Genomic DNA, 25,886 nt, shown 5'->3' on the forward strand with positions numbered 1-25,886 from the left:
GACGCAAAGCCCGCGGCTGTTTTTTCGGGGTCTTCAAGATACCCGTCAGCCAGCTGGGGACCCATCAGCAAAAGTTCACCGTTTTGATCCACGGCAGTTTCCATTCCCGGAAGGGCTGCCCCGATCGGGACAAGGTTGTTGTGCCCTTGGATCAGGTCTGGATCGGATGGCAGCACAAATCGGGTTGCGGCGATTGTGGCTTCGGTCGGGCCGTACCAGTTTTCCACGCGCTGTTGCGTCGCGGCCGCCCATTCGCGCGCAAGATCAACGGCCAATGCCTCTCCGCAGAACAGCGAAACGCGCAGGCTTTCCAATGGGGCGGGTCTGAGGTCCTGCTGCATTCGGATTTTCTGGGCGAGAGAGGGGACCGAGAACCAGCATGTGACTTTATGGTGTGCGATGTATTGCGCGGGCCGTTCCAAGTCCTGATCAGACGGGACAATCAGGTGGGCGCCTGCACGCACCGCACCAAAAACGTCATGCACGCTAAGATCAAAGGTCAGATCGAAGTTCTGCGACAGGCGATCTGTGGGGCCGTAGTCGACCACTTTGAAAACCGCATCAAGATAGGCGCCAAGGTTGGCGTGTCTGATCGGGACGCCCTTTGGACGACCCGTAGAGCCGGATGTGAACAGAATGTAGGCATAGGGATTGTCGTGGATTGCGGGCGACGGCGGCGCGGCCGATGTCGCGTGGTCGGCGACAATTCTGCCGGGCGCGGGCAGGTCGTCAAAGTCGGATCGCGCAGACAATATCCGGTCAACTTCAGCCGCGTCATCATCCGCATGGATCACAAACGACGCACCAGAGCGATCGAGGATATAGCGGTTACGTTCCGCAGGGAAATTCGGGTTCAACGGGACATAGGCATACCCACGCGACAGGGCTGCATGAATGGCCGCATAGGTGTCTGCCTTGCGGCTGGCAAAGATCGCAGCAACGGGGGCTGTTTGCGGTGCCTCATGCGCGCAGATCGCGTTTGCAATGGCCGTGACACGGTCCCCAAGGTCGGTATACGAATAGGTGCGGCCTTGCACGGTCATCGCGTCCTTTTCACCGCTATCGCGGACGCGCGCATCAAAGTCGTGCCATGTTCGCCAAGATGTCGAGAAACCGGTTTTTGTCATGATGTGTTGCCCTAGCGGTTCTTCATTGGTCTTTTGTCAAATGCGCCAAGGCCGTACAACTGCGAAAGCGGCAGGACAGCGGGGATGGAGGTTCGCACCCTTGCGGTCACGTCTGTAAGGTGGCAATCACTCAGTACAAGTGCACTTACGATTATTGGAAAGGACACATGACAGACCTAGGTTTTTCTGACGGGGAAATTGCTCTCTCGATTGTTGTGCCATTCTACAATGAAACCGCATTTATTGAAGCGGCGGTGTCGTCCATATTGTCACAACATATCAATAATATTGAAATCATTATCGTTAACGACAACCCCGGCCGGTTCAAACAGTCCTATTTTAACGGTCTGGGTTTTCCTGATTTTGTCCGTGTTGAACATCACGCAGAGAACCGTGGTCTTCCCTCGTCACGCAACACAGGGATTCGGGCCGCGCGTGGCGCGTACATCGGGTTTCTGGACGCAGATGACTATTATTTGCCGGGCGGGCTGCATGCTCAGCTGAAAACTGCCCAAACATCCAGCGCGGATGTGACCCATGGTCAAGCTGCGATTACGTTTATCAACAGATATTCAGGCCACGTCCTGCACACGGACTCTGTCTTTTTAGGAGAGGACGCGCGGGGCGTTTACGAAGGCGAAGACGTCATCAAGGCCGGTTTCGCGATTGAATCAAGCTGGTCGAGCATCTATCGCGCGGCGTTTCTGGCTGAAAAGGGCGTCAAGTTTGACGAGGAACAGGTCAAATTCGAAGACCGTATTTTTGTGGTCGAGATGCTTTTGGCTGCGGATCGGTTGGCGATTATGGGCAAGCCCGTTCGCGCGTGGCGTAAGCGGAAAAATTCGATCACGACCTCTTTGAAAACCAAGACCGAGCGGGACCTGAAGATCAATCTTCTTCGAAAGTGTCTGGCCCGCTGGGAGTCCGCACCCCGCCCTGACGCGCGCTACTGGATGATGCGTGAATTTACACGTCAGGTCTGTTTCATGATTACCAAGAACGAAAATTCGCCTTGGTTTTCCGCCTTTGGCTTTTCGGACGACGTCGAAAGCAATGCCGTCACCGAAACACTGACCGAACTGTTTGCAAGCCTTAAGGTCACAGAGGCTGATGTCATGATCGGCTTTACGGCCCAAGACCCACGATACGACAAGGTGGCCACAAAGAACGGCAAGATTAACCCAAAAGATCTTTACGGGTTTATCAATGCGGTCGCCAACAGGAACTACGAAACCGCCCGTGAGATTGTTTTGCGATGCCTTGAGCGGCCCGAGACAGTTGAACTTTCAGCGGCCGCCGCCCCAAAAATAAACGATCCGGTAGAGATCATTTTGCATTTCGGTCTTCATAAGACAGGGACGACGCATATTCAGCAGCAGTTGGACGCAAATCGCGCCTACCTGATCTCCGAGGGTATTTTGTTTCTTGAAACCGGTCTGGGATGTAATCCGAACAGCACATCTGTCAAAAGAACCGGGTTGCCTGGCCACCAGAGGCTGATCACCGCCATTTTCAAAGAAAACAAAACCGTTCTGGATGAGCTTAAGGCAGAGATCGCAAATTCAGGCTGTAAGACGGTCATTATTTCCAACGAAAACCTGAGCCAGCCGCAGTCCCGAAAGCGCCAGCGCGCGCGGAGCATCCGTGAGGTTTATAACGTACTGCGCCAAATCGGAAACGTCCGCTCTGTCGCGATGTATCGACGCCCGGATTCTTGGTTACAGTCCTTTTACGGCGAGCTTGTGAGCAACGGAAACGATATCGGCTATCAAACCCCCGCCGAGTTTTTGGAAAACAACGCGACCTATCTGCACTTCGGCGACATTGTTGCGGGTATCGAAGAGGCAACGGGCCAGCCCTGCAATATTTTGGAATTTGAACGCGCGCTGACTGAGCATGATGATCTGACCCATGCCTTTCTGGACTTGTGTGGTTTGACCTACGACAAAGATGCGTTGGTCATCAAGGACGGGACGAAATATCCGGCCAGCTGTAACGCGCAGGTAAACGTGGCGCGCATGTTGGGTCTGACCGTCACCGACAAAACCAGCCGTCAAAACCTGTTGCGCACGTTTTTCAACCTGACAAAACCGACATCACAGCGCGGCCCAATCTTCACCCGCGCGGAACGTGAGCGCATAATTGATATTTTTTGCGACAATGCAGCCGACGTGTTTCAAGCGCGCAATCTGGATGACCCGCGTGAGCGGTGGAAAACAGCCGCCGTTGAAAAGGCGGAACCCGACGAAGTGGACATTCCGGCGGACTACATTGAAGCAATCTGTCAGGCGGGCGTTTATTCAGGCGCGATTGGCGCGGACGCTCCGGTGGCGTCGTCGATCAAGACGAAATACAAGCGTTTGGGCGACATGGCCGAGGTCAGCATCCACGATTTGAACCGGATGCGCAGCGACCTTGAAGAGCACATCAACGAACTTGACTACATGCGCAACAGCATTTCCTGGAAAGTGAGCGCACCGCTGCGCGTTGCAAGGCGGGGATGGAAACGGCTTAGCGGAAGATGAGTGAGCACGCCCCCATCGAGCCGTCGACCAAAACCGAGCTGACGCGCACGGTGTTCAGGTTCGGTCTTATGGGTCATGCGCCCTATCGGTACATGAGTTTTGGCGAAAACGGAAAAATCCGCGGCTACAAACATCCAAACGAACACAGCTACACGTTCAAGGACGGCACGCTGTCCATCTTTTCCATTCTTTGGAAACGCACATCGACGTTCAAGGAAAGCGGCCACATGAAACTGCTTTTTACACCCTCGACAATCGGCGAACATGTTCTGGAACCTGTCTTTTCCCTAGGGCCGTTACAGGGGCCGGAACAGGCAAAACGCCGCCCTCGGGTTTTTGTGAACACTGTGGCAAAGGCCGGCACCTATTTGGTGGCGCAAGCGCTGATTGAAACAGGGTATACCCCGCTTCATCTGCATCTGGCTTCGCAGCATTTCCATGACAATCGCGGCGTCCCGAGCGATGAAATTCATTGGGACCCGAACGCGCGCCTTGTGTCCTGCCCCGCGTCCGCCGTTGCCGGATTGATCCGCCCGGGTGAATTTATGGTGGGCCATGTGGATGACCCCAACGAGCTGAGCAAAATGCGGTCTATGGGGATCGAAATTATATCCGTTATTCGCCACCCCTATGATCAGGCCGCATCGATGATGCATTTCAAAGCCACGAAAATCAAACCAAAGCCAGAAGATCGGGTGTGGCAGTCCATGTCAGGGATTGATCGTTTCAAAAGTTTTCTGCTGGTACATGATAGCGACTTCTGGCTGACGTTTTCCAAAACCATCACCGAGTATTTCCCCTTCTTTCGGTTTGAAGATCTGCTGAAAGGAAAGGTGCCCAACAATGGCCAATCCAGAAAGCTATTGAGCGATTTGAAGGATGGCATCGTAAAGGCAAACGGGAAAAAAACGTCGACCTATTCGGGGCGCGATCAATCCGAGGTAGAGGCTTTTTACAAAGACCATGTTGTGCGAAGGTATTTTGATGACTGTGGGTTAACGGAATTTGCCAATCTGCATTGGCCGGAACGGGCTGATGATTAAGCACTGACAGACTCGGTTGCACATCGGGTGATCGACACGGCTGGTGTTACCGCTTGTTGCAACCAAGTTGGAATGTCCGTCGTTCCGCAAAGTAGAAATGTCCCACTTGGCCGGGGACGCCCCTCTCGGCCTGTATCGTGTGAGTGATCCACCCGTGTTCGATCATCGCCTCTCTGAGCGCCTTAGCCACCGTGTAGCCAACCTGCGAACGTATCCGCCAATAGGATTCATCGTGCGGCCAGCCTATCAGAAGCCTCTTCAGCAGACATCACTTTAAGCTTAACCGCGCGGCTGCTCTTGCCGAGTGGCGTGGTTTCTGCGCGGCATAAATCGCAGCGTCACTGTTCTGGAAGAGACGGGTTCGCATTCGTCTGACCGCACCGCCCTCGCCGTTCTAATCCCGCGATCAGAACAGTGCGTGTGATTGGCACGACGTACTCTCACAACATCGTGTAAGTTTGTAAAAAAGAGACAATTGATCCATTCGAAAGTATGGGTCAATGTGACACGCGATTCGGGGTTTGATGTTGAATGGTTTAAAAGAAACTGTGTTCACCAAAGTAACGAACCTGTCACAACGCCAGAAGGTCACGATACTTTTGTTTGTGGACGGGGCGGTGGTGCTGGTAGCTGTTTTTGCGGTGTCGGTGCTGTTTGGAGGCATCCTGTCTGGTGGGCCGATGCAATCGGAGGGCTGGTTCGCGGGCCTAACGGTCGTGATGTCGGCCACGTCTGTAGCTCTTTCCTACGCACTGGGTTTGGCCCACATCAAATTGAATGTGTATGAACTGCGCCGGATCTGGCGATCTGTGGCTCATGCGGTTGGCGTAGGCTTCGTAGGCTGGATCGGGTCGCTTTTGCTGTTTAAGGGCAGCTTACTTTTCCAGACGATGGTTCTGGTTTCGATGGTACTGTTGATTCTGTTGGTTGGTGTTCGCATTTTGATGCGCAAAGTGCTGGTCGGTGTTTATCGGCGAGGGCGCTTGTGTCAGCGCGTCTTGATCTACGGGGCAGGGCAAACAGGTGTGCAATTGGCCACTGCCCTTGGTCATGATAATGCGATGATGCCTGTGGGGTTTATAGATGACAACCCGACGCTAAACAACCTGACCGTTGCAGGGCTGCGCGTTTATTCCCCGGCACGAGTTGAGAACTTGGTGAAAGACCTCTTGGTGGATAGGGTCGTGTTGGCGATGCCATCCATCAGCCGCCCCAAGCAAGCGCAGATCGCACGGCGGTTGACAGAAATGGGCTGCGACGTGAGCGTGCTCCCGTCGTTTGCATCGCTTGTCGATAATGCGAATATCTTGCAGAAGATACAGCCTGTAAACCCTGCGGATTTCCTCAACCGGTCTGGCCTCGATTCTGATTTGGCTGGGCTGACGGGGCTCTATGAGGGGCGCTGTGTGATGATCACCGGCGCAGGTGGGTCGGTCGGAGCGGAACTGGTGCGCCAGATTTTGTCATGTGGTCCAAAGCGGTTGGTTCTGTATGAAATCGGGGAATACGCGCTCTATCAGATCGGGCGAGAGCTTGATGAAATGGGCCTCAGCGTCGAGATCGACTTAGTGCTTGGTTCGGTGCTGGATAGCGCTGCTGTGCGCTGTGCGATCTTGGACAAGGCGGTCGATGTGATCATTCATGCGGCGGCGTATAAGCACGTCACTCTGGTCGAGAAAAACATTGTCGCCGGGTTGCGTAATAATGTGTTTGGGACCCGTGTTGTGGCCGAGGCTGCACGGGATCTTAATGTCAGGCGGTTTGTTCTTGTGTCTACGGATAAGGCTGTGAACCCAAGCTCCGTCATGGGCGCGTCCAAACGGTTGGCGGAACTGGTGGTGCAAGACCTGAGTACGCGCAGCGGTGAGGGGACGCGGTTCTCGATTGTGCGGTTTGGCAACGTGCTGGGATCATCCGGTTCTGTGGTTCCGTTGTTTGACGAGCAGATCGCGCGGGGTGGACCTGTCTCGCTAACCCATAAAGACGCGACGCGCTATTTTATGACGCTGAGTGAGGCGGCGCGTTTAGTGTTGTTGACCGAAATGTTTGACGAGGGGGGCAAGCTTTTCGTGCTTGATATGGGGGAGCCGGTGCGCATTCTTGATCTGGCTGAGCAGATGATTGAGCAGGCGGGGTATTCTGTACGCAGCACCGCTAATCCAGAGGGCGATATCGAAATCGTGTCGATAGGGTTGTCCAAAGGCGAAAAGCTGCATGAGGAATTGGCGACTTCTGCCGATCGGTTAGAGACTACGACGCATCCTAAAATCCTTCGCGCTGCGGAGGACTGTTTGTCAGAGCTTGAAATGGCAAGCGCGCTGAAAGCGCTTGGCGATGCGCTGGATGCGGGATCGAATGAGGGCGCGATTGAGGTTCTGCGCCGTTGGTTGCCGCTGAGCCACCCCGTCGTGGAAGTGCTTCACAGGCAGCCAAACACCTAGATCAATTAAGCGCGTTGCTGAGGCGGAGCACTGAGCCCATCAGACTGAAGATCGATTGTGCGGCGGTCATCGGGCTTTCTGTGACATAGATCAGATCACCTGGCTGGATCAGGAATTGATCTGCAGAGAACAGCCCGTCCGCTGACGTCAGGTCAAGCGTAAAGACGGTGCGGGGGTGGTCTGGACCGAAGCGGTCAGCCGTGACCTTAGACAAGGGGTAGCGGCGCAGGATCAAGATGCCTTGCGCGTTAGCGCGGGTGTCGGACACGCCACCGATTAAAGAAAGAGCCTCGAGAGCCGTGACGGCATCTGTCGGGAAGTTGTGTACGGCTTCGGACCCAGCGGCACCGAGAGACAGAAACGTGCGGGCCTCATTGAGGACAATAACTTTGTCGCCACCGCGCAGAATCGTGTCGAGGTGTGGGGTGGCGAGCAAGCGAGCCGCCGACACACCATAGATCGTGCCATTGCGGTGGAGGCGCACCTGAGGATTGGACAGCGCAGCGGAGATCCCACCACCATCAGCAATGAGCTGAAGAATAGTTAAATCGCTATCATGCAACAGGAACGTACCGGGGGAGCTGACACCACCTACAAGGCTCACCGCTTGTTCGCGCCCTTCGGCCATTTGCAATTGCACCTGAACCGCGGGCAGGGCGGCAGAATAGGCTTCTTCAATCAGGGAACGGGCGCGTTCGAGGCTCATGCCGGAGACTTTCACGTTACCGATGTAGGGGAGGAAGATAAGACCAGACGACGATACGAGGTTGTCGGGAAGGGTGATGAACCTTTGGCCTGGACCTGTCAGAAGACCATCGTTTTCCGTGCTCCAGATCGTGGCCGTAAGCGTGTCACCAGGCCGGATCATCCGGTTGTTGGGCTGATCCGTGCGGCTGATCCAATTGTAATGTTCATCTGAAACCTTGGGCCAACGCAAAAACGTCACGAGGTTGTCACGAGTGACAACTTCAACAGCAAATTCGGGGAGTGCGGCTTCGGGGGCACTATCGTCAACGGCAAGGACTTCGGACTGTAATCCAGCGCCGCGCGGGACTGCCGCACAGGCCGTCATCAATACAAAGGAGCAGAGTACAGTTAATGGTCGCAGCATAATATTCTCCAATATATACTTATACGTTTCGGGACGGAGTCATGAAAGCCCAAAGGCGCAAGAAAGTTGAGGATAAGTTGCCTTGGGCAAGGTGCAAAGAAATCGGTGCGACTTATTCGCCAAAAACCGCTCAATCGAGGACAAAACCGTTGCAACAACGGCCACTACCACTTGAAAGTGCGCTCCACCGCAGCTCTTAGCCAAATCGAGAGATCTGCCATGCATAATTTGTTTTCTGTTGAATCTTCGAACTCCTTTAAGTCGTGCTGATGCCAGCTTCCTTATGCGAGACGACCCTGGCACCGGATGAATACGACACGCTGAACAACATGGATGACGGTGATACATTCGAAGGCACGCCCAGCCCGACAGGTAAGGTGGATCGGATTGCAATCGACGCCGCTGAGGGTGAACCTTACCTGATCAAGGTATCCGGCGATCCGCGCATGTTCATAGATGTAGACTTTGTTGTGCTGGTTTGGTTAAATGATGAAATCGACGGTGTTCAATTTTCCAAAAACGCTTCGCAGATCGAGCTGACGGCGGCTTTCACTGATAATTGCTACATTATTGTGGCGAAAAATTATCAGCGATCGGGCGATTATGAAGTCGAGGTTCAGGCCTATGTGCCAAGCACGGCTGATCTGTTCTCTATGCTTGATTCGGGTGCGAACATACTGGGTGTCACGGGAAGCTGCACTAAGAACGTTTTCCTTACGACGGCCGGCTATTCTTATTTCGACACGGTCGACAACGTGACTTACGCTGCTGAGGCTTGGAGTACGTACGAGACCCAACAGTTCCTGCTGGCGCTTGAGCCAATCGAGAACTTCATCAGCCTGACCTTCAACACAATGAATGACGCAGCTTCTGCCGATTTTATCTTTGTCATCGATGACAATCAGCTTGATGCAGGCCTTCCTTGGCTTTCAACCCGCAAGGAACATCTGGTGCAGGAAAAGGCATTTTAGACGCCGATGAATGGGATGACGCCGCGGGAGACAAACTTACGTTTGGGGCAACCGTTTCAACCTGATCATCCACGAAATGCTGCGCGGTCTTGGGATGGCGCAATCTCATGATGCCGGCGGGTTCTCTGATGTGGGTCAAAATACAACTAACCCGTTCAACGAGTATGGTGATTTCGGCCTGAATCATGGTAACGTTACGATCATCTATTACAACGAGGGTGCGCTGTCAGAGGAATACTGGTTGAGGCAAGCAGGGTGGTTTCGTAGCTTCGGCATTTGATTGAAAAACCCAGTTCAAGTTCTTTCACTGCATCCTGTAGATCATTCGCCTAGTGGTCTTGGTGTACGGGCGATTTCCACTTTCGCTCCGCAATGTCGAGGGACTGATGAACGAGCACGGTATCGACATCAGCTATTAGACGGTGCGGTACTGGTGGAATAGATTTGCCCCTATCTTAGCAGCAGAGATCCGCAAAACAGCGGGTCAGCCGAATACGAGCTTACTCGAACTGGAATTTGCATCTGGACGAGGTGTTCATGAACATTAACGGTGAGCGGCACGACCTGTGGCGCGCTTTTGATCACGAGGTTAAAGTGCTGGAGGCCTTCATCACAAGGTGCCGGAAACGCGAAGCAGCATTGAAATTCCTCAAGTAATCAATGAAGCGGAGCGGTCACGCTCACATATTTGTGACCGACAAACCCGGATCCTACTGCGCGGGACTAAAGGATGTCGACAAGCGGGGAACTGGCCGCTGGCTGAATGATCGGGCGGAGAATTTGCACCTGCCGTTTCGACGACAAGAACTGGTTATGCAGCGATTCTGGAGCATGCGAAGTACGTAGAATTTCACCGCCGTTCATGTGAATTAATATTGATGTGATCTGACACCGTCCCCTTCCCAGCAAGCTGGAATGGGAACGGCACATCTCTTGAATGAGATGTTGGTTGTTCGTTTTGATGGTGGTGCAAACCAAACCATAGAAAGGAAACCACGATGTTGAATGCTTCTGAAAAGATCATTAACGACAAGACCGGCCTACTGAACCTGGCCAAGGAACTGGGCAACTTGTCAAAAGCTAGCCAGGTCATGGGCATGTCGCCCGACAACCTCTACCGCTACAAATCGGCGGTTGATGAGGGCGGTGTTGAGGCGATTTTCGAGCGCACGCGGCGCAATCAAACCAATAACATGAGCCAAACCCCTTCTTAGTTTAAGCCGTCATTGGTTCCAAAGCCCTGATGACGGACAGCTTGTGTCGCGAACCGTGCAGACTATCTTAGCGCAGTTTTTTGAACACGGAGCCGAGCATGATGCGAATGTCGTAACACATGTTACGGTTTTTTTGGTAAATCAGGTCAAACTGCGCCTTGCGCGGTACACAAATACGAGAATAGATCTCATCGGTTTCGTCGATGCTTTCGCTGCGCGACAACAACATTTCTTCATGGGCGTGGAACCGGATTGATGCTAGTCCAGTGACCCCTGGACGCGACTTCAAAACTTCCTGATAGATTTCTGGAAATTTTTCAACGTACTGGCGCAATGGCGGACGCGGTCCCACAAAGCTAATATGACCTAACAGCACGTTCCAAAGCTGTGGCGTTTCATCTAGGCGGGTCCGGCGTAAAATGCGACCCGTTCTAGTAATCCGAGCGGCCTTGTCGCCCCCCGAAACGCCACTGTCTTTTTTTACAGTCCGCATAGTGCGGAATTTGACTAGACCGAACGCCTCGGACATGGATCTCATCCGTTCGGAAACATAGAAAACCGGCCGACCGTCTAGGGCAAGAATAAGAGCCGCAATGACAATAAAGACCGGGGCAATTAATACGGCGAATACAACCGCCATGAAAATGTCGTAAAGTCTTTTCCTAACAGGCATTTTAGGTGTTCTCTTTCCATTCGGAGATCAATTTGGAAGCGACCTCAACTTCAGGTGGTATGTTTAGCAAGCTCATCAAACGACTGCAATTCAACACAATGTCTTGCGGCACACTTGTGTCGGCATTTCGTGGACGCCATGGCAAGCTTGCAGCGTCGGCAAGGGCATCCATATAAACGGGCGACGGCGCCGCAACGTTTAAGACGTGTGGCAAAGGACCGTCATACGTCGCAAGCCTTGCAAGGATGTCACCAAGGCTTTTGGGGCCGATGTAAGATCGACGTGGGCCATGCCCATTCGAGTAGCAATCTATAATCATCGGTCCGTCCGCTATTGTTTTGGGCGCATTCAACAACAAGGCATCCGCCCCTGCTACATTGCCAATTCGTAAGCAACAGACCTCTAAATCAGCAGACCCAAAAGCTTCAGCACGTATTTCCATCTGCCTTTTCGACACGCCGTACGGATTTATGGGTTTGCACGGGCTCTCTTCCTCAAAAGGTCGTCCGATGCCAGCACCATAAACTGCCGAAGATGACGAAAGGAGAACACGTTTTATACCAGCTTCCTGTGCCGCACGCAAATAGGCGTCAGCTAATTTTACGTTGTTGTTCATGTCTGTGTGCGTGACCGGTGTAACACCGGCTAGCACGATGAACGACGACAGGGTTCCGTATTCGGCAATCCAGTCCATGAGCGCCGCAGGTCCATCCGATATATCCCAAATCAAATCTTGAGATCGGCACACCTGGGATGAGGTCGCGCGATATTGCGCGGGATAGTTCTGACAGGTGCCGTCACCTTCGCGCCACGATCTCAACACCATCTTACCAATCCGGCTAGATGCTCCGATCAGCAATGGTCGATGGTAAGATGGATCACTAAAGGGGTTTTGCACAACTATAGAGCGCTCCTGCTGTTGGATTTAAGATAATGTAACACACAATGGTCGCCTTAAATAGCAAGATGGAATTCAAATCATCCCCCTGGCTTTGTTGCACAAATTGGCTTGATCTGGGATTCTGAAGTATTCTGGCAAAGCTGGATAGCGTGCCAAGATATATCTAACTTTGAAGACAGGATCCAGAAACGACGAAGAGGCGCAGTACATTATTTGATGGCCAGCTTGGCTGTTGCAGCACTGTTACTTGCTTGGGGCTCGTGGCGCTGGATTGAGCAGCCGTTTAGAAAACGCAATAGTCCTTTGCTCGAAACACGGCGCAGCGTGTTTGTCGCAAGTGGCTGTGTTAGTGCGTGTTTTTAGCGCTTGGGTTGGCTGGACATGTTGGCAGAGGGTTTGAGTGGCGGCTGAATGAATTGCAAAGAGTGCTGGTTAGCACTGCAGATCGAAGCCCCATGCGTGAAGATTGCCATTACGTCAGGAATAGTACTTTCGATGCCCAAACATCCTGTGAGTATTTTGGAGAGAGCGCTGATGTTGCCATTTACGGCAATAGCCACGGCGTTGAGTTGGCTTACGCAGTTGCCGAAGAGTTAAGGAGGTCGAACCGATCTCTATTTCACTTTACAATAAGTGGATGCGCAGTAGGATTTCGACAGGACATTGAGAAATATTGCAGTGTATTTTACGAGGATAGACTGCGTTTTTTGCACGATAATCAGCGTGTTAGAAATGTTATTTTAACATTTCGAGCTGAGCATTCTGGATCTGAAACTGCTCGCTCACTTGTTGAATTGGCTAATTACCTATTAGAAAACGGAAAGAATGTAATCGTAGTTTTACAGGCACCGACGTTAGAGGGAGATATCACACCATATTTGCGGCAAGCATTTCATTCTGGAAAAAGCAATATTCGTGCGCGTAGTGTAGCTAATTGGAGAGAATTGAATGATCATGTATACGCATCACTTCAAGACTTAAATCCTGGTGTGAAAATATTTGACCTAGCTGATCATTTTTGTGAATCTGACCTATGTTATGCCATCCGCGATAGCCAGGCCATGTACTATGACGATGATCATATTTCAGTTTCTGGAGCACGGCGCGTTGCTGCTGATATCGTTCGTTTGCTTGAATGAGGGAATATTGATACCGTCACAGGACGATGGCCTTCGGGGATCAAAGAAGGCGGCGAATTCAGCATTCCAGTAATGGAATAATCAGGTCAATTTGTCGGGCGCGTAGATGTCTACACCCCCGCCAAAAAATGACAGGATACGACCATGTGCATCCGCGATTTTCATGACGGCTCTGACAAACATCTTGGGGCCCATCACGATGGATCCAATCATCAAGACGACCGCTTCGACTACATTTGAAATCACACGTTTCAATGTCTGCCCTTTGGATTTTCCACGCAGGATGACGCTGTTGATCGCCCGCCCCTTTGTACGGCGATATTGAACCCCTAATTTCAGACGGCTGCTGGGGATACGGTCGCGCACCAGTGCATTGGGCACCCATCCAACGCGCCCGCCACGCCTACGAACATCAATGCAGAACTTGGTATCGCTACCGCCAGTCATGCCTCTGCTAATGTCAAAACGCACATCATGCTTTCGCGCAAAATCAAGCCGGAATGCCCAATTGTTTGTCGCCGCTTCTTGGGCCTGCGCAATGATCGGGTCTTTGTTCTTTTCACGAGTTTCGTTCATCCGCCGCGTTGCAGACTCATACAGTGCTCGTTGCCAGATCCCCAGATTTGGCTCTAGTGGTTCGGGCATCAAAGGCCCCGAAACCAGATCATAGCCGCCTTCGTCCAAACCACCGATCAGATTGACGAGCCACGTCTCAGAAACTTTTTCATCGTCGTCACAAAACGTAAGGATGTCATAGCCTTGATCCAATGCGATCTGCAAAACATGGTTGCGTGCAGGGACGATCCCACCGTTGGGTTCGCTCTCATAGATCACCTGTTCAGGCACGGACGCATCAAAGTTTTCGATCACGGAGCCAAGTGTTTTCTCAACCTCATTTTCCACGACAATAAAGGCGATCTCGTCATCCTTGGGTCGTTTTATTTGGACATAGGTTTCGAGCAAGCCAACCAACAAATCTGGCCGCCCTCGAGTAATCGTTCCTATTGCAATTCGTCGCTTGGTCTTATTTTCCATCTGATCCTCATCAGGACGCACGAAAAAGAAAAATGCTTTTTCTGCCATTCCTCAAGTAGAATGCTTATGGTGTTTATTGCAATTGCTTTGTGACCAACTCAATTACCTTTGGGACCCTGCGTCTTTGTTCAGCCATCCAACATGTGGCCCAAACGTGATTTCTAGTCTTTGCGGTGAGGATAACTTGATTTTGTGTTGGTTTGTCACCCGTTCGGACAAACGGTTTTGACTAGTGGCCCTTTTGTTGTGATTGATAAAGGCATTGTGTTTGATCTCGGTGAAGCGCCGGATCCTCTTGCGAACATATTTGCGTTTCCCAAGAAGGACTGGCGACTAACCAGCCCTACGGGGTGGCGGACTTATCGATAACTTTGCCATCCTGATATCCACCGACATACCCTTGATCGCGTCCCTGTTGCTCACCTAGACGAAACCCTGCTTCGAAAGCTTGTTCGATTGTCAGGGGTTCTTCAGTCCCTTCGTGAGACAGTAGGCGGAAGTTCTCGGAGTACACTGTGCAGCAGTGCTTGTTGCCTTCTTTCTCATCGACCAGCACCTCAACCTGTTCATCATCGGCTTGGATGACTGTTCCTCGCAAGGGTCCAACACCGTGGAACTCTGCAATCACAACACGGTCTTCTTCTCTGAAAGTATGGTCCAAAACTGTCTCCTTGGCTTTTGCGAAAACAATGCCCAGAGTGACTGTTCAGGGTTCGTCCGTTTCTGACTTTTCGAGGTCGTTTTTTGACGTTTGGTAAAGTCTTTTCAGTGGTGTTACGGGGTTCCTTACGAGGTTGTTTTTGAGTTTTGCGTCCTAGATTTTAGTTTTAAAAATCTATACTTACAGATTTGTCTGGTTCCTCTCGACCGCACCATACTACTTCTTGATTTAACAAACCAATCAAGAGGTTAGCGCATGGTCGTTTTAAGCGAAGTTTTCGATGAGTTTCTGGACCTAAAAGAGGTCAATCCAAAGCCCTCAGAGCAGTCTGTAAGGCGACATTTAGAGTTAGCTGGTGATTTACCTGTAGATCAGTACACCAGAAGCCATCCATATCTACAGGCTCACCGATGATCACCGGACTGGTTTTAAAGTAGCGTTGTGGCAACTTGGATCCCGGTTAACGCCTGGTTTTGGCCGGTTACTCATGCGAGGTTCCCTGACAAACTGATAGCATCAATTTTTCCAAATCTGAACTTACAGCCTCAAACGCGTGCAGGTAATCTATGAATGGACTGGGAGCGCCAAGGCCCCCATTCCATGGCTTTCCAAACGGTTAATTCGACAGGCTGCATTCGACGCGTTGGCTCCCTAAGAACAACAACACATCATCCGGAGAAACTGTCAGACCCACTTCATCGCCCTGCACGAGATGTTTGTGGCGTCTAGATTTCACCTTGAACGGCTCACCCCCTGCAGTCCATAAACTAAAGACACGATCGATCCCAAGGTTTTCAATCGCCTTGATTGTGGCTCGCGGCAGATCGCCGATCTCCTGGCTGAGGTGAATATGCTCGGGGCGCACCCCGACCTTGGCCGTATCATTTTTCATCTGCTTAGGCGGCGTGATGTTCACGCCCAAAGCTGGACAGTACAGCCCCGCGTCTTGCGCTTGCGTGGCGAAGAGATTGAGCGGGGGCGAGCCGATGAAATAGCCCACGAATTCGTTTTGCGGCCTCGCGAATAACTCCTCGGGCGGACCTGCTTGTTGCACGCGCCCGTCTTTCATCACGACCACCACATCGGCGAACGACATGGCTTCGGCCTGATCGTGGGTCACAAGGATCATCGTGATCCCTGTGGCTCGGTTGATCTCACGCAGCTTACGGCGCAGACTAAACTTCATCTGGGGATCGATCACGGTGAGAGGCTCATCGAGCAGCACCGCGCTCACATCGTCGCGTACGAGACCACGGCCCAGCGAAATCAGCTGTTTTTGATCCGCGCTCAGCTTCCTAGCGGGCGCATCGAGGATGTCATCAAGCTCCAAAAGCGCGGCGATATGTGCGACGCGGTCGGCGATTCTCGCGGGTGCCCAGTTTCGGCATTCCAGTGGGAAGGCTAGGTTTTGGCGGACAGATTTGGTCGTGTAGATAACGGGGAACTGGAAGACCTGCGCAATGTTGCGGGCCGAGGTGCCCGCCTCGGTAACGTCTTTCCCGTCGAACAAAAGCTCTCCGTCAGAGGGTTTCAACAGGCCTGAAATGATGTTAAGCATCGTAGTCTTGCCACAGCCTGATGGCCCGAGAAGCGCGTAAGTTTTACCGTCTTCCCAGACCAGATCGACGGGTTTAAGCGCATAATCATCATCGCCGCGCGGAGTGGTGAAATAGGAATGCCCCAGGCCTTTGAGTGTAATTTCAGCCATCAGTCAGTCAGTCCTTTCAGTGATGTTGGCGCCCGTGTGCGAGAAAAGCAGCAGCGCAGTTGGATCAAGCATGATGTCGAGGGGATTGCCCGGATGGAATTCGTGGATGCCATCAACCAGCATGACCGCTTCGCCGAAGGGAAGTTGCAGGTGCACGATGGTGTCGGAGCCAGAAAACTCCGCCAGTTTGACTGTCGCAAAAATATCCCCGCCGATGGTGAGCGCGTCGGGGCGGATGGCGATTTGCACAGGGCCATCCTTGGACAAGGTGAGACCCGTTGCGCCTGCGCCGGAACCGTCCGAGAACAGCAGCGCGCCGTCGCGGATCTCGCCCGCGCAGATCGAGATTGGCGGGTCGGAAATCACGCGCGCCACATCCACGCTGGGCGGCGAATCAAAGAGTGCGGCGGGGTCGCCTTGCGCCACGATTCGCCCCTCATGCATGACGATTAATTCATCGCCAAGCTGCATGGCTTCGGCCGGTTCCGTAGTCGAATAGAGGATGATTCCTTCGGCGTTTTCATGCAGCAGGCGCGGAAATTCTTCGCGCAGCTGTTCACGCAATTTGTAGTCGAGATTGGCCAGTGGTTCGTCCATTAAAAGGATGCGCGCGTGTTTGACGATGGCTCGCGCAAGGGCCACTCGTTGTTGCTGCCCGCCCGACAATTCCGAAGGCAAACGCGTCTCAAACCCTGCGAGCCCCACGATGGCCAGCGCGTCACGAGCTTTGGCGCGGGCTAAGGCTTTGCCGAGTTTTTTGCGGCGCAGTGGGAAGGCCACATTGTCGAGCACATCGAGGTGCGGGTAGTTGATGAACTGCTGGTAGACCATGGCCATTTCTCGTGCGCGGATGGGCGTAGACACGAGGTCGGATCCATCTAGATGGATGGCACCCTCGCTGATCGGGTCGAGCCCAATCAATGTGCGCAATAGTTCGGTTTTACCCGCGCCCGTGCGGCCCAAAATGGTGTAGATCTTGCCCGCTTCAAAATTGGCCGAGAGTGATTTCAGCGGCACTTTGGGGTCGGGGGTGGAGAGATTTTCGAGTTTCAGCATGATGTTACCTAAATGCGCCTGCGAGCGAGCCGCGCGACATGAAGCGTTCAACGACAACCGCGACCAGCGCCAGCGGAGTCACCGAGATCAGCGCGAAGGCCGAGAGCGACCACCACGGCGTCACCGAGGAGTTGAGCGACACGATGGCCACGGGCAATAGTTGGGTTTTGGTGAAAGTCAGGATGAAGGCGAAGAAGAAGTCGTTCCAGCCGAAGATCAGGCAGAACATCCCCGCTACGACGATTCCGGTGGCCGAGTTGGGCAGGATCACGCGAAAGAAGGCCCCGATGGGTGTGCAGCCGTCGATCATCGCCATCTCGTCCAATTCGCGCGGGATCGAGCCAAAGAAATCGATCATCACCCAAACGGCAATCGGCAAAAGCAGCGCGATATAGACAATCACGAGGCCGGCGATTGTATCCAGCGCCCCGATTTCTTTGAGCATGAGGAAGAAGGGAATGGCCAGCACGATGGGTGGCATGATGCGTTGTGAAATGAAGAAAAAGGTGATGTCGGAGTTCTTCACGAAGCCTGCGCGGTACTGGTAGCGGCTCAGCCCATAGGCGGCGAGCGTTCCGAGCATCAGGGAGATGATGCTGGCCAGCACTGTTACGGTGGCCGAGTTGAGAAACGGCGTGACGATATTAATGCCGCGGCTGCCCGAGGCGAAGAGCGATGCCCAGCCTTGGGTCGAGGGTTCGAATTCCAGCCACGGAATATAGGTTGCACCACTGGTGACGGCATTGGCGTCTTTGAACGAGGTGGAGAGCGCCCACAGGAAGGGGAAGACCACGAAGATCGACCAACCCAACAGGCACAGGTATTTGACGGTGTGATAGGTACGGGTCATCTTAGGTGTCCTTTCCGACGAGAAAGCGCATCAGGAGTTTGGCGATGATAGTCAGGGTTATGATCATCAGCACCAAATAGGTCAGCGACAGGGCCGCCGAATATCCGACCTGAAAGTCACGCAGGCCACGGATGTAGATGTAGTAGGATGGGGTTTCGGTGGCGGTTCCCGGCCCGCCGGAGGTCAGAACGTACACGGTATCCATGATCTTGGAGGCCTCGATCAGGCGAATGATGACCGCCCCGATGGAGATCGGCGCCATGAGTGGGAAGGTCACTTGCCAGAAGGTCCGCCACGGGCCTGCGCCGTCGATGGCGGCCGCCAAATAGGGTTCCTTTGGTAGTGAGACCAGCCCCGCCAACATCAACAGGAACATGAATGGCGTCCATTGCCAGACCTCTACCATCACCACGGAGACAAAGGCGCCCGCCGCGGATGACAGCCACGGCACAGGACCGATCCCCATCATCGACAGGATGTCGTTTGTGGGCCCAAGGCTTTCGTGCAGCATGGTGCGCCAGATCACCGACATAACAACGGGCGTCGTCATCATCGGGATGAGAAAGAGCACGCGGAAGAACCGCTGGCCTTTGACCTCTTTCCACACAGCCATGGCGAGGGCGAAACCGAGAACATATTGCAAGGTTACGGTGATGAGGCTGAGGGCCGAGAGCCGGATCAGGCTTTCCCAGAACCGCGCATCTTCAAAGACCCGCAGGTAGTTCTTGCGCCCGATGAAATCGAGCCCCGCCTGATAGACGTCCCAGCTCGAAAAGCTGACGCGGACCGTGAAAATCAGCGGGAAGAAGATAATGGCCACCAGCGTTAAGAGCGCGGGGAGCAGGAAGAAATGTTTGGGTTTGAGCATAGGTCTTTCACCGCCGTTTGGGCACTTCCGTTTCGGAGCCCTTAGGAAACTTGGGGGCGCGCGCCGCGATCAGAGAGAGCCGCGACGCGCTTCGGTTTAGGGAAGTGGTGGGCGTTTCTTAGTTGTCTTCGAGGCGCACAACGTTGGCATAGGCATCGCGTAAGCGATCCTCGCCGATCCGCTCAACGATGTCAGCCCATTCCTTGGCCACGTCGTCGAGCGCTTCTTGTGCCGACTTCTGGCCCGCCATGGCTTCTGCGACACCGTTAGCCATCGAGGACATGAACTGACCGACACCGGGAACGCGTAGGTCGTAGACGCGGTTGGCGCTTTCTTCCATGCCCGAGAGCGTGTTGACGTAGCTGTCGGCCACATCAGCCTCCCAGCCCAGACCCTGCCAGAAGCTGCTGTCAAAGTGGCTGTCGCGGTAGGGATTCACACCGAAGCGGCCGATTTGCAGGTCGTGGAAGGTGTTGGCCTCGTTCGAAAAGAAGCACAGGAAGTCGAAGGCCATTTCCTTATCATCCGACATCTCGGATACGGCCGAGGACCAACCCCAAGTCATGTAGGGCGCGCGGTTGGGTTCCTCGAAGCTGTCCCACGCACCTGTGTCGCGGTTCCAGACCTCTTTGGCACCGGGCAGCGGGGCTGCGGCAACCTTGTTGCGGATGCGGCTCTCTTCTTGCTGGGCCTGAATAAAGGCATCATCCCACGAGTAGCTCATCAGAGTTTGACCGCCTCCGAAGGAGAAGATCTCGTCACCCAAACCAAAGCTCGTGCCACCTGGAGGAAAGGCTTGTTGCGCATCGATAAACAGCTCAAGGCCGCGCACGAAACCAGGCGTGTTAATGAGCGGTTCCATGGTCTCCAGATCGAAGAAGAAGCCCCCGGTCACGTCAGGGTGTTTGGCGTAGGGTGCGGCGCGCGAGATAAAGGCGGAGAACATCAGATCGTCGCGTTTGGAGACCTCGGCGGAGCCGTAGTTGTCCTCGCCGTCGCCGTCCCAGTCAAAGCCAGAGAAATAGGCCGCGACCGCGTTGTAATCTTCCCATGTCTGGGGGATCTCAAGCTCTTTACCCGTTTCGGCGAGATACTTCGCCTTCAGCTCTTCATTCTCGAATACATCGGTGCGGTACTTCAGGTAGTGGCGGTCGCCATCCATCGGATATTGTACCATTTCCCCGTTCCACGTCGCCACGCCTTTGAAGCTGTCGGTAACATCCGACATGCCGCTGGATGCGGTATAGGCCTCAGGCACGGGGGCGAGGAAGCGGTTGAAATCGCCGATCCACAGCGAGGCATAGAACAGCACGTCATAGGCGTCCTGACCGCTTTGGAAAGGGATCATGATGCGCTGGAACAGATCGCCGAATGGCACGTGGACAACATTAACCTCGGCGCCTGTGAGGGCGGCGAATTGCTCGGCGTGCAGGGCTGTCGGCTCGCCAATCACGGGGATGGCATGGGTGATGACATCGAGCGTGCGGCCTGAGTAATCTTTGGCATCGATCGCGGCGTAGTTACAAGTCCCAGGCAGATCTTTTTCAATGCCAAATGACGTGTAATCGGCAGCCTGTGCCATAGGGGCGTTCAGAACGCCCGTGACGGCCAGTGCAACGGCGGACAAAGAGCCCGTTAGGTAGTGTTTCATGGTTTTTCCTCCCAAAGGTTTGAATGTTCACGGTGGTGATCGCGTCCTTGACGCGCTGGTATTGCAGATGCTCCGCGCCCGCCCCTTAGGGGACGAGAACGGCGCGTCCTTTGATCTTCCCGTGGTGTAGGGCCCGAAGCGCATCGTTAGCGTCCTCGAGTTTGAACTCATGGGTTTCAAGGTTCACCAATCCGCGGTGCGCCAATTCCATAAGCTCGGTCAGCTCGGCCCAAGTACCGACCAGATTTCCGATGATGTTTTTCTCAGTGATGACCAAATCTACGGTCGGCACCTGCACATTTTCGCCGTAGCCAACGACGTAATAACTACCCGCGGCGCGGGTCATGGCGATGCCTTTAGCGGTGGTGCCTTTTTCGCCCACGAAGTCCAAAACGGCCTCCGCGCCATGGCCTTTGGTGAGCGAAAAAACCGCCTCCACCTCGCCGCCATCTGCACGGATCAGGTGATCGGCACCGCATTCCTGCGCCAGTTTTAACGAGGCATCCGAAGTGTCGACTACAATGATCTCTGCGGCGCACATGGCGCGCAGCACCTGAATGGCGATATGGCCCAATCCCCCCGCTCCGATGACCACCGCATATTGCCCGGGCATCAGGTGACGGGTGGCCTTTTTGGCAGCACGGTAGGCCGTCAGACCTGCGTCGGAGTAGGGCGCAACCTCCTTGGGTTTGAGCAGTTTTGGCAGCGCAATAAGGTTGCGCGCGGAGGTGACAAGCGCCTCTGCATAGCCGCCATTGCTATCAAGACCAGGGAAGCTGCCCTCGCCGTGCATATCTTCGCCACGCCTGCACGCAATACATGTCCCGTTGGAGATTTTGGGGTGCACGATGACCGGATCACCCTTCTTGAGCCCCTCGACCTCTGAGCCAATCTCCTCAATCCAACCGGCATTTTCGTGACCCAGTATAAGAGGCAAAAGTGCGTCCCCATCGGGGTCCATATGCGGACGCCAAACGCCCTCGATGACATGAAGATCGGTACGGCAGACTCCAGCCCCGCCAACCCGAACGATTACGTCCGAGCCCTTGGAAATCACCGGATCAGGCACGTCTTCATACGACAGCCAATTCTCGGCCGTCAGCTCATCATCATAGGTGTGAAGCACTTGCGCTTTCATAGTATCCTCCCGAGTCCAAAAGCGCGCGCTTTAGAACATCACCTCTCCGCCGTTGGGCGAAATGCAGCTACCGTGGAAGAAGTTGCCCGCTTCGGAAGCGAGGAACACGACTGAAGGCGCGATCTCGCTGACTTCCGCGAAACGGCCCAGCGGGATGGCGTCTTTCAACGTGTTGAGTAATTCATCCGACAGTGGGGTGAGTAAATCGGTGTTGGTGACACCGGGCGCGACGGCATTGACCAATACACCTGTGTCCGCAGATTCCAGCGCGAGCGCACGGGTTAATGTGGCGTTCGCCCCTTTGGCCGCACAGTAATGCGTCAGCGTCGGCGCGCCTTTGTAGGCCAGTTGCGAGGTGATGTTGATGATGCGACCCTCGCCGCGCGCTTTCATGTCACGATAGACGGTCTGCGCCATGAAAAAGGTACCTTTGACGTGCACGTTCAACATGCGGTCAAAACTCTCTTCACTGATCTCTTCGAAGTTTTCGGTGATGTTGTGGCCGGCGTTGTTGACCAGGATGTCAATGTCACCCAGCGTGCCTTTCGCTGCCGCGTAGAAGCCCTGAATGGCGGCTACGTCGGAGACATCGCACTCAGCTGCAACACATTTGCGCCCCATCGCTTCGATCTGTTGCTTGGTTTTCGCTGCATTCTCATCGTCGCCAAAGTGGCAAAAGGCGATGTCCGCACCCTCATGCGCCAAAGACAGTGCAATGCCTTGCCCAATCCCACGCGAACCACCAGATACAAGTGCCGTTTTACCGATCAGTTTTTGAGACATAAACTTTCCTCCCAGAGCCGCCACATGGCGGCCGCACGTTGAGTTTCATTGCTCGCATGAGCACTCGACGTTTCGTGCATCTACCTAAACAGTTCGGGACTTCGCTGTGGGCCGTGGTGGTGTTCAGAATTTGATGTCGTCGCCAAAAACGGTGTTCAATTTATGCACATATTGCCATCAATTACTTCTTTTTCTCGATTTTTTCAGTAAACATCGCCGATAACGCCGGCCATTGACGTTGAAACTTTAACGTTTGGCGAAAAACGCTGGGAGGACGTAGTGCAATCCATTTTCATGAAAGCGCGCACTTCGCTTGAGACCAAGGGACGTTTCGCCGCGGGTGCCGTGCCCGAAGCCATCGCCGACAGTTGGCATCGCTGCCTTCAAAGCGGCCTGGACCCGATAGGCGAGCCAATTGACGCCGTGTTGTCGTTTCAGGAGTTGCGCGAGCGTAAGGAGAAGAACGAACGCCTGATCGCCATCGTACGCCCCGAATTGGAACTGCTTTCGAACCAGATTGCGGGCACCAACTATATGACGGCTTTTGCTGATGGTACCGGCGTGGTGCTCGACGCGATTATGGACAGCGAGTTTAGCGCCTCAGATTGCGCACGGTCTATCCGGTCGGGCTCGATCTGGAGCGAGGAGATGCGGGGCACCAACGCGCTTGGCCTCGCGCTTCACACAGGCGTCACCAGCATGGTCACTGGCGGCGAGCACTTTTTTTCCAAACACGGGAATGTCTCCTGCGTGTCCACCCCGATCTTTGACAGTAAGGGGCAAATCGTGGGTTTGCTCGACGCGTCCTCGGAAGTGGCCGCGCGTCAGTTCCACACCCAAGCTCTCGTCGTATTGGCCGCATCAAACATCGAAAATCGCCTGTTTATCGACGAGCATCGTAACGACAACATTATCCAATTCCACCCGCGTCGTGAGTATCTCACAACTCAAAGCGTTGGCATGATTTCTACGGATGCCGAGGGCGCGATCACCGGCGTGAACCGTCACGCCAGCGACCTGCTCAAGGGCATGGACCTTGGTGCGGCGCGCAGCTTCGCCGATCTGTTTCAGGGCGGTTTCGGCGCGGCTATGAAACCGCTCGAAGGCGGTGAGGTGATCCGCCTAATCGACTGGCTCAACGCCGCCTATTTTGCGCGGATCCGCATCACGCGAAAACATGACGGCTCCACAGGCGCAAAGCGTTCGATTGCCCTTTCCGTTCCTGCCGTCTTCAACCTGCCGACGGTTGCTGACGCGCCTGTTTATCGCGACGAACAGCTGTGCAATAGTCTACGCCTAGCGATGCGCTCAGCCCGAGTAGGTGCGCCTTTCACAATTCTTGGCCCTGCTGGATCAGGCCGCACCACTCTGGCGCGCACGGTCCATGAAGAGCTGCACAAAGACAGCCCCCTTATCGTTGTCGATTGCCGCACGGCAAATGCGCTTGGCGAGGCCGAACGGCTCATGGCCGACATTCTCGGCGATCCCAACACGCAGGACTTCAATGTACGCTCAGGGGGAACGCTGGTGCTCGAAAACCTCGTCCTCATTCAAGGGGGCGCAGCCGAAAAATTGGCCCAAGTCACCAACCGTTTGTTACAGCTCAAAAATGGTCCCAAATGGGTCATCATCACTACAGGCAGCGAAGAACACGCCTTGGATAAGGTCGATTGGCCGCCCCATATCAAGATGGCGTTTTCACAGATCACGCGTATGAAACTCCACCTACCACCCCTCGCGGAGCGTACGGATTTCGCACAAGTCGCGGGCTTTATCCTGTCCGAAATTTCCCATGGGCATCAGCTATCGAACGGCGCAGTCGAAGTTTTGCGCGCCATCGATAGGCCGCAAAACCTCAACGATCTGGCGAGCCAATTGCGCGTTCTGGCCGTTCAATGCCCACTTGGCGTTATCCGTGAGGAAGCCGCCGAGCGTCATCTGGGAGAAGGGCAGCGCGACGGTCAACTTGCGTCAGGCGATCAAGCTTGTCCTCGCTGTGCAGGCCACACGGTGCGTGAATTGAAATGTCTTGAAATCAACCGTGTTTTTCGCCAATGCAACGGCAATGTCGCCCTAGCGGCCCGCAAATTGGGCGTGTCCCGCAACACCGTCTACACGCACATTAAATCACCCGAAATAGGCCCATAAGCGCGAAACAACTGAAAGGGTGTTGTCAGAAGAAACCGGCTTGAGACGGGCAGAGCGGCGGTTGAGCGTTCTGCCATGAGAAAACGCTCCCTATTTCGCTATTTCAAGACCAGCTCAGAGATCATTCGCCTAGCGGTAATGCTGTACGTTCGATTTCCGCTGTCACTGCGCTATGTGGATGAACGCGGCATCGATATCAGCCATGAGACAGTTCGGTCTTAGTGGAATAGATTTGGCCCGCCGTTCGCCGCTGAAATACGCAAACGGCGCGTCCAGTAGTTACGGGCACATTCGAATTGGCAATGGCACCTGGACGAATTGTCAGCCTAAACACTGATTATAATTGGTAATCAATGTGTTAGTATCGTATAAAATCGTCTTTTGTACGGTTTCTGCAGGGATTTTGGGTATCGCTACACAGGCTTTGGAGCGGGTAGGGGGAGGCGTACTAAAGTTAGCTATGCGGAACAATGTGAAGCTTCGCACTGATTAGGCAGACTGGCGCTTCCGGGCCACAGCAGACATTGGTGCCACCTGCAGCTAACGGCTGCAAGGAGCCTCATGCGGAAACGCTCTGTCGGTGATGCTCGCCGATGCAGCAATGAAATCGAATAGAGTCGTCAGCTGCGATGCGGCAAGAAAAGCAGCCATTCATTTGAAGCGCAGCGAGTATTCGAGCACCGATGACCGAGTTGCGGACGAAACCGCCGTCTTGTCGACTTGCTCGAACTCTGAAAAATGCGCCAACGCTGTTCTTTGACTAGATTGCAGCGAATTAGGGGCCAGAGTAAACAGTCTAAAAGATCGCTGCTTGCGCGAACAAAGAATGCTTGTCATGAGGGC

At 54.0% G+C, this 25,886-nt stretch carries 20 protein-coding genes and 3 pseudogenes; 10 read left to right on the forward strand and 13 right to left on the reverse strand.

The features are described from left to right. The coding region (locus TR2A62_RS16685; protein ID WP_083791085.1) for an AMP-binding protein at positions 1 to 1,127 on the reverse strand (1,127 nt) is incomplete at its 3' end. A 167-nt stretch (positions 1,128 to 1,294) separates the two neighbouring features. Between TR2A62_RS16685 and TR2A62_RS17800 the strand changes: the two genes are divergently transcribed. The 3 genes from TR2A62_RS17800 to TR2A62_RS16700 all read left to right on the forward strand — a co-directional run bounded on the left by TR2A62_RS17800 (position 1,295) and on the right by TR2A62_RS16700 (position 7,136). Beyond that, positions 1,295 to 3,652 (forward strand): glycosyltransferase family 2 protein, encoded by a 2,358-nt coding sequence (locus TR2A62_RS17800; protein WP_009158500.1) that lies wholly within the window; start codon positions 1,295 to 1,297, stop codon positions 3,650 to 3,652. Further along, positions 3,649 to 4,695 (forward strand): hypothetical protein, encoded by a 1,047-nt coding sequence (locus TR2A62_RS16695; protein ID WP_009157724.1) that lies wholly within the window; start codon positions 3,649 to 3,651, stop codon positions 4,693 to 4,695. The genes TR2A62_RS17800 and TR2A62_RS16695 overlap by 4 nt, the downstream gene beginning before the upstream one ends. Before the next feature lie 524 nt (positions 4,696 to 5,219). Next, complete coding sequence (locus TR2A62_RS16700; protein ID WP_009159693.1) at positions 5,220 to 7,136, forward strand: nucleoside-diphosphate sugar epimerase/dehydratase; 1,917 nt, start codon at positions 5,220 to 5,222, stop codon at positions 7,134 to 7,136. 1 nt (position 7,137) lies between these two features. On the opposite strand, the gene TR2A62_RS16705 is transcribed toward TR2A62_RS16700, so the two are convergent. Further along, positions 7,138 to 8,247, reverse strand: coding sequence for a polysaccharide biosynthesis/export family protein (locus tag TR2A62_RS16705; RefSeq protein ID WP_040820909.1), 1,110 nt, complete (start codon positions 8,245 to 8,247; stop codon positions 7,138 to 7,140). 263 nt (positions 8,248 to 8,510) lie between these two features. On the opposite strand from TR2A62_RS16705, the gene TR2A62_RS16710 reads away from it, so the two are divergent. The 4 genes and pseudogenes from TR2A62_RS16710 to TR2A62_RS16725 all read left to right on the forward strand — a co-directional run. Further along, entirely contained in the window at positions 8,511 to 9,218 is a 708-nt protein-coding gene (locus TR2A62_RS16710) for a hypothetical protein (RefSeq protein ID WP_009160568.1), read from the forward strand. Between the two features lie 76 nt (positions 9,219 to 9,294). Further along, complete coding sequence (locus tag TR2A62_RS16715) at positions 9,295 to 9,498, forward strand: hypothetical protein (protein WP_009159803.1); 204 nt, start codon at positions 9,295 to 9,297, stop codon at positions 9,496 to 9,498. A 40-nt stretch (positions 9,499 to 9,538) separates the two neighbouring features. Next, positions 9,539 to 10,064 (forward strand): annotated as a pseudogene (locus tag TR2A62_RS18260) (transposase). Positions 10,065 to 10,216: 152 nt separating this feature from the next. Continuing rightward, positions 10,217 to 10,420: pseudogene (locus tag TR2A62_RS16725) on the forward strand (helix-turn-helix domain-containing protein); the annotation flags it as partial. Positions 10,421 to 10,499: 79 nt separating this feature from the next. Here TR2A62_RS16725 and TR2A62_RS16730 read toward each other — a convergent pair. Together TR2A62_RS16730 and TR2A62_RS17805 are read right to left on the reverse strand one after the other, a co-directional pair. After that, positions 10,500 to 11,105 carry a sugar transferase gene (locus TR2A62_RS16730; RefSeq protein ID WP_009159725.1) on the reverse strand — a complete coding sequence of 202 codons (606 nt, stop codon included), beginning with the start codon at positions 11,103 to 11,105 and terminating at the stop codon, positions 10,500 to 10,502. Between the two features lies 1 nt (position 11,106). After that, complete coding sequence (locus tag TR2A62_RS17805; RefSeq protein WP_223296135.1) at positions 11,107 to 11,964, reverse strand: NAD(P)-dependent oxidoreductase; 858 nt, start codon at positions 11,962 to 11,964, stop codon at positions 11,107 to 11,109. 395 nt (positions 11,965 to 12,359) lie between these two features. Between TR2A62_RS17805 and TR2A62_RS18595 the strand changes: the two genes are divergently transcribed. Then, entirely contained in the window at positions 12,360 to 13,145 is a 786-nt protein-coding gene (locus TR2A62_RS18595) for an SGNH hydrolase domain-containing protein (protein ID WP_150103527.1), read from the forward strand. Positions 13,146 to 13,226: 81 nt separating this feature from the next. Here TR2A62_RS18595 and TR2A62_RS16740 read toward each other — a convergent pair whose 3' ends face one another. The 9 genes from TR2A62_RS16740 to TR2A62_RS16780 all read right to left on the reverse strand — a co-directional run bounded on the left by TR2A62_RS16740 (position 13,227) and on the right by TR2A62_RS16780 (position 22,895). After that, entirely contained in the window at positions 13,227 to 14,228 is a 1,002-nt protein-coding gene (locus tag TR2A62_RS16740; RefSeq protein WP_009159563.1) for a glycosyltransferase family 2 protein, read from the reverse strand. A gap of 295 nt (positions 14,229 to 14,523) precedes the next feature. Then, a complete protein-coding gene (locus TR2A62_RS16745; RefSeq protein ID WP_009160482.1) occupies positions 14,524 to 14,841 on the reverse strand; it encodes a hypothetical protein in 318 nt (105 codons plus the stop codon). A gap of 616 nt (positions 14,842 to 15,457) precedes the next feature. Continuing rightward, complete coding sequence (locus TR2A62_RS16750; RefSeq protein WP_009158344.1) at positions 15,458 to 16,549, reverse strand: ABC transporter ATP-binding protein; 1,092 nt, start codon at positions 16,547 to 16,549, stop codon at positions 15,458 to 15,460. A 3-nt stretch (positions 16,550 to 16,552) separates the two neighbouring features. Continuing rightward, positions 16,553 to 17,605, reverse strand: coding sequence for an ABC transporter ATP-binding protein (locus TR2A62_RS16755; protein WP_009157287.1), 1,053 nt, complete (start codon positions 17,603 to 17,605; stop codon positions 16,553 to 16,555). Positions 17,606 to 17,609: 4 nt separating this feature from the next. After that, complete coding sequence (locus tag TR2A62_RS16760; protein WP_009158139.1) at positions 17,610 to 18,455, reverse strand: carbohydrate ABC transporter permease; 846 nt, start codon at positions 18,453 to 18,455, stop codon at positions 17,610 to 17,612. Between the two features lies 1 nt (position 18,456). Beyond that, positions 18,457 to 19,323, reverse strand: coding sequence for a carbohydrate ABC transporter permease (locus TR2A62_RS16765; protein ID WP_009160642.1), 867 nt, complete (start codon positions 19,321 to 19,323; stop codon positions 18,457 to 18,459). Positions 19,324 to 19,441: 118 nt separating this feature from the next. Beyond that, positions 19,442 to 20,974 (reverse strand): extracellular solute-binding protein, encoded by a 1,533-nt coding sequence (locus TR2A62_RS16770; RefSeq protein WP_009159602.1) that lies wholly within the window; start codon positions 20,972 to 20,974, stop codon positions 19,442 to 19,444. Positions 20,975 to 21,059: 85 nt separating this feature from the next. After that, the gene (locus TR2A62_RS16775; protein WP_009158657.1) at positions 21,060 to 22,112 is read right to left on the reverse strand and encodes an NAD(P)-dependent alcohol dehydrogenase; all 1,053 of its coding nucleotides are present in this window, start codon (positions 22,110 to 22,112) and stop codon (positions 21,060 to 21,062) included. A 30-nt stretch (positions 22,113 to 22,142) separates the two neighbouring features. Then, positions 22,143 to 22,895, reverse strand: a complete 753-nt coding sequence (locus tag TR2A62_RS16780; RefSeq protein ID WP_009158605.1) for an SDR family NAD(P)-dependent oxidoreductase — start codon at positions 22,893 to 22,895, stop codon at positions 22,143 to 22,145. Between the two features lie 294 nt (positions 22,896 to 23,189). On the opposite strand from TR2A62_RS16780, the gene TR2A62_RS17810 reads away from it, so the two are divergent. Both TR2A62_RS17810 and TR2A62_RS18265 read left to right on the forward strand, forming a co-directional pair. After that, on the forward strand, positions 23,190 to 25,043 hold the full coding sequence (locus tag TR2A62_RS17810) for a sigma-54-dependent Fis family transcriptional regulator (protein ID WP_050761102.1): 1,854 nt from the start codon (positions 23,190 to 23,192) through the stop codon (positions 25,041 to 25,043). A gap of 75 nt (positions 25,044 to 25,118) precedes the next feature. Next, a pseudogene (locus tag TR2A62_RS18265) lies at positions 25,119 to 25,319 on the forward strand (IS6 family transposase); the annotation flags it as partial. Between the last annotated feature and the right edge of the window lie 567 nt (positions 25,320 to 25,886).

The organism is Thalassobium sp. R2A62, from assembly GCF_000161835.1.
Taxonomy (GTDB): Bacteria; Pseudomonadota; Alphaproteobacteria; order Rhodobacterales; family Rhodobacteraceae; genus Thalassobium.

Excerpts from the sequence above, each read along its gene's own strand:
- TR2A62_RS17800 (WP_009158500.1), top strand. The coding sequence starts at position 1,295 with ATGACAGACCTAGGTTTTTCTGACGGGGAAATTGCTCTCTCGATTGTT.
- TR2A62_RS16695 (WP_009157724.1), top strand. The coding sequence starts at position 3,649 with ATGAGTGAGCACGCCCCCATCGAGCCGTCGACCAAAACCGAGCTGACG.
- TR2A62_RS16700 (WP_009159693.1), top strand. The coding sequence starts at position 5,220 with ATGTTGAATGGTTTAAAAGAAACTGTGTTCACCAAAGTAACGAACCTG.
- TR2A62_RS16705 (WP_040820909.1), bottom strand. The coding sequence starts at position 8,247 with ATGCTGCGACCATTAACTGTACTCTGCTCCTTTGTATTGATGACGGCC.
- TR2A62_RS16715 (WP_009159803.1), top strand. The coding sequence starts at position 9,295 with ATGCTGCGCGGTCTTGGGATGGCGCAATCTCATGATGCCGGCGGGTTC.
- TR2A62_RS16730 (WP_009159725.1), bottom strand. The coding sequence starts at position 11,105 with ATGCCTGTTAGGAAAAGACTTTACGACATTTTCATGGCGGTTGTATTC.
- TR2A62_RS16740 (WP_009159563.1), bottom strand. The coding sequence starts at position 14,228 with ATGGCAGAAAAAGCATTTTTCTTTTTCGTGCGTCCTGATGAGGATCAG.
- TR2A62_RS16750 (WP_009158344.1), bottom strand. The coding sequence starts at position 16,549 with ATGGCTGAAATTACACTCAAAGGCCTGGGGCATTCCTATTTCACCACT.
- TR2A62_RS16755 (WP_009157287.1), bottom strand. The coding sequence starts at position 17,605 with ATGCTGAAACTCGAAAATCTCTCCACCCCCGACCCCAAAGTGCCGCTG.
- TR2A62_RS16760 (WP_009158139.1), bottom strand. The coding sequence starts at position 18,455 with ATGACCCGTACCTATCACACCGTCAAATACCTGTGCCTGTTGGGTTGG.
- TR2A62_RS16765 (WP_009160642.1), bottom strand. The coding sequence starts at position 19,323 with ATGCTCAAACCCAAACATTTCTTCCTGCTCCCCGCGCTCTTAACGCTG.
- TR2A62_RS16770 (WP_009159602.1), bottom strand. The coding sequence starts at position 20,974 with ATGAAACACTACCTAACGGGCTCTTTGTCCGCCGTTGCACTGGCCGTC.
- TR2A62_RS16775 (WP_009158657.1), bottom strand. The coding sequence starts at position 22,112 with ATGAAAGCGCAAGTGCTTCACACCTATGATGATGAGCTGACGGCCGAG.
- TR2A62_RS16780 (WP_009158605.1), bottom strand. The coding sequence starts at position 22,895 with ATGTCTCAAAAACTGATCGGTAAAACGGCACTTGTATCTGGTGGTTCG.
- TR2A62_RS17810 (WP_050761102.1), top strand. The coding sequence starts at position 23,190 with ATGAAAGCGCGCACTTCGCTTGAGACCAAGGGACGTTTCGCCGCGGGT.